The following is a 7692-nucleotide window of genomic DNA, read 5'->3' as shown; positions in this document are numbered from 1 at the left end:
GCGGGCAAGCCCGTCTGGGAACTGGCCGGGCTCGACCCGCCGCGCGCGCTGCGCTCGACGCTGACGCTCGGCGCCGACAGCCCCGAAGCGATGGCGGCCGCCGCGCTGGCGATCGACCCGCACGCGCCGGTGAAGGTGAAGCTGACGGGCGAGGTCGACCTCGATGCGGCGCGCATCGCCGCGATCCGCGCGGCGCGTCCGCATGCGTGGATCGGCGTCGATGCCAATCAGGGTTATGACCGCGCCACGCTGGGCGATCTGTTGCCGCTGCTCGTCGCGCACCGCATTGCGCAGCTCGAACAGCCGCTGCGGCGCGGGCGCGAGGCCGACCTCGACGGGGTCAAGCGGCCCTTGCCCTTCGTTGCCGACGAAAGCGCGCTGTCGCTCGCCGACACCGCATCGCTCGTCGGGCGCTTCGACGTCGTCAATATCAAGCTCGACAAGTGCGGCGGGCTGACCGAGGGGCTGGCGATCGCGCGGCAGGCGCGGCGGTTGGGGCTCGACGTGATGGTCGGCAATATGATGGGCACCAGCCTGTCGATGGCGCCATCCTACCTCGTGGGGCAGCTCTGCGACATCGTCGACCTCGACGGACCGACCTTCCTCGCGCGCGACCGCGAGCCCGGCGTCACCTATCGCGACGGCATGATCCATTGTCCGCCGAGCCTGTGGGGTGGCGGCTGATATAATTTTCCTGTCCTAAATGGGTTGACAATTTTCTGATTAGGACAATAGTCTTGAAAATGAAATTTTCTTGAGGTGGAGGGTGGAATGACCGCGTCATTCCCGGCGACGCGCCGCGCCTTTGTGGCGGGCGCGGTCGGGACAGCCTTGTCTGCGACGATCGCAGCGCCGATGATCGGGCGCGGTGCCTATGCCTTCGCGGCGGCGCCGGCGCGCAGCTATTCGAAGCGCGCGGTCGATCTGGTTGCCGCCTCGCTGGTGATCGACATGCTCGCGCCGCTCAAGATCACGATGGCCCCCGATTATATCGCGCACCGCCTCAGCGATGCCGAGGCGGCGGAGTTTCGGGCGAGCGGCATCACCGGCTTTCACAACAGCTTCGGCCTTGGCGGTCCCGATGCGCGGGCGCAGGCGATGGAATATATGGCGGGGTGGCAGGGCTTCGTCGGGCGCAACGGCCATGTCTTTTCGCTCGTGGACACCGTCGATGACCTCGACAGCGCAAAGGCGATGCGCAAATGCGCGGTCATCATGGGCATCCAGAATGCCGACCAGTTCGACAGCGTCGAGGATGTCGCGGTATTTCGCCGGCTGGGCCTGCGCTGCGCGCAACTGACCTACAACAGCCAGAACCGCATCGGGTCGGGCAGCACCGACCGGGTCGACGGCGGGGTCAGCGACTATGGCGCGGCGATCATCGACGCGATGGAACAGGCGAAGATGCTGATCGACGTATCGCATTGCGGCGACCGCACCACGCTCGACGCGATCGCGCTCGCCAAGGGGCCGATCGCGATTACCCACAGCAATGCGCGCGCGCTGGTCGATCATCCGCGGGTCAAGACCGACGAGGCGATCAAGGCGCTCGCCGCCAAGGGCGGGGTCATGGGGATCACCGGGGTACGGATGTTCGTCCGCGCGAGCGACCCTACCAATGTCGGCCATATGGCCGATCATATCGACCATGTCGCCAAGCTGGTCGGGATCGAGCACGTTGGCATCGGGTCCGACGCCGACCTCAACGGCTATGACGACATGGCGCCGGAGGAATATGCGGCGCTGAAGGCAAGCTACAAGGATAGCTATGCCTTTCGCGACAAGATCGACATCGACGGTTTCGACCACCCGCTCAAGGTCTTCGACCTGACCGAGGAACTGATCCGTCGCGGCTATTCGGACGATAACATCCGCGCGGTGCTGGGGGGCAATTTCCGCCGCCTGCTCGCGCAAGTGTGGGGGTAAGGCGATGAAACAGGGTCTTTGGATTGCAAGCAGCATCGTGGCGCTCGCGGTGGCGATGCCGGTGCAGGCGCAGGAAGCGGGCGGCGCGGAATATAGCGGCGAGATCGTCGTCACCGCTCAGAAGCGCGTGCAGAATGTGCAGGACGTGCCGATTTCGATCAGCGTCGTCGGCGGTGAGGATATCCAGCAGCAGGGTTCGGCCTCGCTCGTCGATTATGCCGGCTATGTTCCCGGCATGAACGTGAGCAACGGCGGCACGCCGGGGCAGACGACGATCACGCTGCGCGGCGTCGCACCGCTGAGCGCCGCGCAGACGGTCGGCATCTACCTCGACGATGCGCCGGTCGGATCGAGCGCGATCTACAATCGCTCGGGCGCCTTCACCATCGACCTGATGCCCTATGACCTCGACCGCGTCGAAGTGCTGAAGGGGCCGCAGGGTACCCTGTATGGCGCGAGTTCGATCGGCGGCCTTGTCAAATATGTCACGGTGCAGCCCGACACGCATGAATTCCGCGTTCGCGCCGGACTCGAGGGCTTTTCGATCAAGGATGCAGGCGGTCTCGGCTGGGGCGCGCAAACCTATGTCAATGTCCCGATCGCGCAGGACACGCTGGCGATCAGCGGCAGTTTCGCTTGGCGCAAGAGCCCGGGCTGGGTCGACAGCGTCAACAATGCCGGGCTGACCGATCAGAATGATTTCGAACAGCGCGGCGGCCGCGCGGCGCTGCTGTGGCAACCGACGCCGCAATTGAGCGTCAAGCTGGCGGGCATTTGGCAGTCGCTCAATTCGGACGGCAATGGCCTCTATGCCGCAGACCTTGCGGGCAACCGGCTCGGCAACGGCCATTCGTTCAACAATTATGTCCCCGAATCCTATGATATCTCGCTCGATTATTATTCGGCGACGATCGATTATGATTTCGGCGCGGCAACGCTGACCTCTGCGACCACCTACAGCAAGACGAAGAGCCGTCAGGTGCAGGATGCGAGCTATGCCTTCGGCGTGCTCTTTCCGCTGTTGACCGATGGCGCGGTCGATCCCGGCATCACGCCCTTTTACCTCGACCTCGGGCTCAAGAAATGGACACAGGAAGTCCGGCTGACCTCGCCAAGCGGCGGGCGGTTCGAATGGATGATCGGCGGCTTTTTCACCGACGAGAAGACGAGCAACGCGCAGCTTGTGCGGTCCTATGACATGAGCGGCGATCCTATCGCCGGGCTCGATCCGCTGGCGATCGTCGGGCTGCCCGCGACCTACAAGGAATATGCGATCTTCGGCAATGCGACGCTGAAACTCGCGGAACAGTTCGACGTGACCGGCGGGCTGCGCTGGGCGCGCAACAAGCAGACGTTCCGCCAGATCAGCTCGGGCGCGATCGTGCCCCAGGCCGACGATCCGGGAAGCTCGGCGGAGAGCGTCTGGACCTTTTCGGTCAGCCCGCAATTTCACATCAACAAGGATGCGATGCTCTATGGCCGCGTCGCCACCGGCTATCGTCCGGGCGGCCCGAACGTCATCGTTCCCAATGTGCCGCCGACGGTTTCCGCCGACCGCATGACCAACTATGAGGTCGGGCTGAAGGCCGATCTGGCCGATCGGATGGTAACGGTCGACGTTGCCGCTTTCTGGATGGACTGGACGGACATTCAGGTCGTCCGCTCGTTCGGCGGGGTCAATGGCGGCGCCAACGGCGGCAAGGCAACGAGCAAGGGTTTCGAAGGTAGCATCGCCTTTCGCCCCGCGCCCGGCCTGACGATCAGCGCGACCGGCAGCTACACCGACGCCTCGCTGAGCGAGGATGTCCCCGAAATCAGCGGGGCGAAGGGCGACCGTTTGCCCGCGGTGCCGAAGTTCAGCGGCGCGCTGCGCGCCGACTACGACTTTGCGCTGGGCGGCAACGCCAAGGGCAGCTTCGGCGCCGGCATCCGCCACGCGAGCAGCCGCCTGTCGCTGGTCGAAAGCGATCCGCTGACCGCGCGCGCCGAGCCCTATACCTCGGTCGATCTGAATGCGTCGGTGACGTGGGACGGCCATTGGACGCTGCGCGCCTATGCGCGTAACCTGTTCGACAACAAGGGCGAGATGGCGCGCTCGACGATGGCGGACGGGTTGAACCAGCCGAGCTTCCTGTCGATCTCGCCGTTGCAGCCGCGCACAATCGGCGTCGCGATCGACATGGCCTTTTGAACGAAAGCGGAGTGACAGCGATGAACGCGCCGACGGGCCGGCTGGACAGCCAGCTCACCCTCCCGCAGCCCTATCTGCTCTTTCTGGGCGACACGACCGAGGCGGGCTATGCCAAGACCGCCTTTGGCCTTGCCGACTGGGCCGCCGACCGCTGCGTCGGCGAATGGGCGATCGGCGGCTGCACCGTCACCACCGGCCTGTCGCGCCTGTCGCCGGCCGAGGCGCGGGCGGCGGGCGCGCGTTCGCTGGTCATCGGCGTCGCCAATCAGGGCGGCATCATCGGCGACAGCTGGGTCGCGGTGCTCGTCGAGGCGATGGAGGCGGGGCTCGACATCGTGAGCGGGCTTCACGTCCGGCTGACGAGCATCCCCGCGCTCGCCGATGCGGCGCGGCGCACCGGCCAGCGGCTGATCGACGTTCGCACCCCGCCGCCTTCGATTCCGATCGGCAACGGCCGCAAGCGCAGCGGCAAGCGGCTGCTGACCGTCGGCACCGATTGCGCCTTGGGCAAGAAATATACCGCGCTGGCGCTGCACCGCGCCTTTGCCGAGCGCGGGATCGACGCCGATTTCCGTGCCACCGGGCAGACGGGGATCATGATCGCGGGCGGCGGGATGCCGATGGATGCGGTGGTGTCGGATTTCGAAGCGGGCGCCGCCGAAATACTGAGCCCCGACGCGCCCGCTGATCACTGGGATCTGATCGAGGGGCAGGGGTCGATCTTCAACCCTGCCTATGCCGCGGTATCGCTCGGCCTGCTCCACGGCAGCCAGCCCGACGTGTTCGTCGTCTGCCACGATCCGACGCGCACGGTGATCCTGGGCATGGAAAGCTTTGCCCTGCCGAGCATCGAGGAGGTGATCGACCTGACGATCCGGCTCGGCAGCCGCACCAATCCTGCGATCCGCTGCGGCGGCGTCAGCCTCAACACCTCGAGCTATGATGCCGATGCGGCCGCGGCACTGATGGCGGCGGAGGCGGCGCGGCTGGGCCTGCCGGTCGCCGATCCGATCCGCGGCGGCGCGGCGTTCGCGGCGCTCGTCGAAAACTGTCTCGCGTGATGGTGGGCGAGGCGGGCAGCGGAGGGAGCTGGTTTCAGCGCTTTCTGCTGCCCGGTTTCGCACTGAAGGCGGTCATCATCGGCGGCGGCTATGCGACGGGCCGCGAACTGGCCGAATATTTCGTGCCGGCCGGACCGTGGGGCGGGCTTGCCGGGATGCTGCTCGCGACGCTGATCTGGAGCGTCGTCGCGGCGCTGACCTTCGCGCTCGCGCGGCAATTGCACGCCTATGACTATCGCAGCTTCTTCCAGCAATTGCTCGGCCCCGGCTGGGTGCTGTTCGAGGCGGCCTATCTGATCTTCGTCGTGCTGATCCTCGCGGTGTTCGGCGCCGCCGCCGGCGCGATTGGGGCGGCGACCTTCGGCTGGCCCGAACTGATGGGGGCGGTGGTGCTGGCCGCCGCGATCCTGTTCGCGACCGCGTTCGGCGAAGCGGGGGTCGAGCGCCTGTTCAAATATGCCTCGATGCTGATCTATGCGGTCTATGCGCTGTTCCTCTTCTTTGCGCTGACCCGCTTCGGCGACCGTATCGGCGCGGGTTTCGCCGCGGCCGGACCGCCGGCGGACGGGTGGATGGCGGGCGGCATCACCTATGCGAGCTATAACATCGTCGGGGCGGTCGTCGTGCTGCCGGTGCTGCGCCACCTGACGAGCCGCCGCGACGCGCTGATCGCGGGCGCGATCGCCGGGCCGCTGACCATGTTGCCCGCGATCCTGTTCTTCGTGGCGATGATGGCCTTTTATCCCGGCATCGGCGACGAGACGCTGCCCTCCGACTTTCTTTTGCGGCAGATGGCGGTGCCGGGCTTTCATCTGCTGTTCCAGCTGATGATCTTCACCGCGCTGCTCGAAAGCGGGGTGGGGGCGATCCATGCGATCAACGAACGGATCGCGGGCGCGTTCGAGGCGCGCGGTCGCGCGGCGCCCGGCACCGCGGGACGCGCGCTGATCGGCGCGGCGATCCTGGCGGGTTGCATGTTCGTCGCGGCGCGCGTCGGCCTCGTCGACCTGATCGCGAGCGGATACCGCATCCTCGCCTGGCTGTTCCTGGCCGTTTACGTCGTCCCGCTGCTGGGGATCGGCACCTATCGCCTCGTCAAGCGGGGCCCCTCGTCCATGCAGGAGGTTCGTCCATGAAATCCGCGCGTCTGCTGGCGGCATCGCTGATGCTCGCCCTTTCGGTGCCCGCCTGGGCCGAGCCGCCCGCCGACATCGGCGACAGCGTCGAGGCGCTGCGCCAGAAGATCGGCGCGGTCGGCGTGTCGATCGCGATCGTCGAGGACGGCCGGACGACGCTGGCGCGCGGCTGGGGCGTGCGAAAGCTGGGCGAGAGCGCGCCGGTCGACGCCGAAACCATCTTTCAGACGGGATCGACCGGCAAGGCGATGACCGCCGCCGCGCTGGCGGTGCTTGTCGATCAGGGCAAGATCGCGTGGGACGATCCGGTTATCAAGCATATGCCGTGGTTCCGCATGTACGACCCGTGGGTCACGCGCGAGATCACGATCCGCGACCTGCTCGTCCACCGGAGCGGACTGGGGCTGGGGCAGGGCGACCTGATGTTCGTGCCGCGCACCTATCTGACGCGCAAGCAGACGGTCGAGCGCGTCGCCTTTCTCAAGCCCAAGACGAGTTTCCGCTCGGCCTATGCCTATGACAATATCCTCTATGCCGTTGCGGGCCAGTTGATCGAGGAGGTGACCGGCCAGCGCTGGGAGGATTTCATCCGCGAGCATGTGCTGCGCGCCGGCGGCATGAAGAATGCGACGAGCGACAGCGAAGATCGCTTCCGTATCCCCAACCGCTCGTGGCCGCATGCGCGCCTGTCGGGGGCGCTGCGCGGGTTGGGGCCGCAGCAGGCGCTCGACGAGCGCGACGAGTTGGGTCGCAACGGGGCGCCGGCGGGCGGGCTGGCGCTGAGCGCCGACGATATGGCGGCGTGGCTGAAGATCCAGCTTGCGCATGGCGCGCTGCCTGGCGGCGGACGGCTGTTCAGCGAGGAACAGGCGAAGCAGATGTGGACCCCGGTGACGCCGATGCCGATCACCGAACTGCCCGACAGCCTGAAACCCGCGCAGCCGATGCAGCAGGCCTATGCGCTCGGCTGGCAGGTGCAGGATTATCGCGGCCACCGCATCATCCAGCACAGCGGCGGCGTGTTCGGTTCGATCACGCGCGTCGTGATGATTCCCGACAAGAATGTCGGCTTTGCGATCATGATGAACAGCGAGGACAGCGGAATGATCCTGGGGCTGACCTACGAACTGCTCGACCATTATCTGGATCAGCCCGATTATGGCTGGACGACGAAATGGCAGGACTGGTTCGAAGCGCGGCTGGCGGGCGGCGTCGAATATCTGAAACAGGCGAAGGCATCGCCGGCGAAGGTCGGCCCGTCGCTGAAGCCCGCGGGCTATGCGGGGCGCTATCGCGATCCGTGGTACGGCGATGTCGTGATCGCCGACGGCGCGAAGGGGCTGACGATCGACTTCACCTCGACCCCGCGCATGGCGGG

At 66.4% G+C, this 7692-nt stretch carries 6 protein-coding genes; all 6 read left to right on the top strand.

Translation table 11 applies throughout. The features are described 5' to 3' along the window. On the top strand, nt 1–684 hold a 684-nt coding region (locus ABS88_RS21670; protein WP_286750556.1), incomplete at its 5' end, for an enolase C-terminal domain-like protein. 87 nt (nt 685–771) lie between these two features. Beyond that, nucleotides 772–1926 (top strand): dipeptidase, encoded by a 1155-nt coding sequence (locus tag ABS88_RS21665; protein ID WP_058813310.1) that lies wholly within the window; start codon nt 772–774, stop codon nt 1924–1926. Between the two features lie 4 nt (nt 1927–1930). Next, nucleotides 1931–4117 (top strand): TonB-dependent receptor, encoded by a 2187-nt coding sequence (locus ABS88_RS21660; RefSeq protein ID WP_286750555.1) that lies wholly within the window; start codon nt 1931–1933, stop codon nt 4115–4117. A gap of 20 nt (nt 4118–4137) precedes the next feature. Next, a complete protein-coding gene (locus tag ABS88_RS21655; protein WP_286750557.1) occupies nt 4138–5178 on the top strand; it encodes an N-acetyltransferase DgcN family protein in 1041 nt (346 codons plus the stop codon). Then, nucleotides 5178–6314, top strand: coding sequence for a YkvI family membrane protein (locus tag ABS88_RS21650; RefSeq protein WP_003050360.1), 1137 nt, complete (start codon nt 5178–5180; stop codon nt 6312–6314). The genes ABS88_RS21655 and ABS88_RS21650 overlap by 1 nt, the downstream gene beginning before the upstream one ends. Further along, the coding region (locus tag ABS88_RS21645; RefSeq protein ID WP_286750554.1) for a serine hydrolase at nt 6311–7692 on the top strand (1382 nt) is incomplete at its 3' end. The genes ABS88_RS21650 and ABS88_RS21645, both read left to right, overlap by 4 nt.

The sequence above is a fragment of the Sphingopyxis sp. SCN 67-31 genome (assembly GCF_001725095.1).
Note: the sequence above shows the minus strand (reverse complement) of the source record. Positions and strands in the feature narration are given on the sequence as shown.